Origin of the sequence: Salinicola peritrichatus (genome assembly GCF_003206715.1) — a bacterium.
GTDB lineage: Bacteria > Pseudomonadota > Gammaproteobacteria > Pseudomonadales > Halomonadaceae > Salinicola > Salinicola peritrichatus.
The window spans coordinates 1-771 of the sequence record NZ_PZJU01000107.1 but is presented as its reverse complement, the minus strand read 5'-3'; the positions used below and the strand labels follow the sequence as shown (position 1 = coordinate 771).

Here is a 771-nt window from a genome sequence, read left to right as displayed (position 1 = left end):
TCAGATGGTTGATAGATCGACTCCGTAGTTGAGTTCCTCTGCGAAGTCCGGCAGTCCGTAACCGATGGTTTTCTTGTAGAAAGGAGAGACCTTCGCAGTCGGTGCCTTCTTCTTGTGCTTCGTGGTGTAGAGCATTCGTGCCCGCATCACCTCGAAGGAGTAACCGCGCCCTTCACGGTTCTTGTCCTTGGCCAGTCGGTTGATGGACTCCGTGTAAGCGTTGGTGACGGGCATGTCCGTCTCGAAGTAGGTCATGGTCTCTTCGCGCCAGTTTCCCACTGCCCTGACCAGATCGCTCCAGACTTCCTTTTGGCCCTTCGGGATGGTGGCTATCCACTCGTCCAGGGCGGCTTCTGCCTGGAGCCGTGTGGTGGCGTCCCAGATGCCGTAGAAGCGCTCCTTGTGCTCGTAGGCGGCCAGCAGTTGCGGGAACGCGCCTGTCCAGGTCTCCATGATGAGGCGCTCCCGGTCTGAGACTTCGTGAGCGCGTTTCAGCAGGATTTTCCGGTCTCCCTTGAGAGTCCGGCTCTGGGACGGTTTCAGCTCCTTTCTGAGGCCCTTGCGCACTCTCTCTAGGGCATCGTTGGCCATGCGCACCACATGGAACTTATCGACCACGATACGGGCCTGGGGCAGCACAGCCTTGACCGCTGCCCGGTAGGGGTTCCACATGTCCATGCTGACGATCTCGACCTTCTGCCGGTCTTTCAGCTTCATCAGGTAGTTGGTCACCACGTCCTGGCGGCGGGTGGCCAGCAGGTCGAGCAGGGT

General features: G+C 59.4%; 1 pseudogene. It reads right to left on the bottom strand.

The features are described 5' to 3' along the window. Window positions 1-771, bottom strand: a pseudogene (locus tag DOM57_RS21650) (ISL3-like element ISPst2 family transposase); the annotation flags it as partial.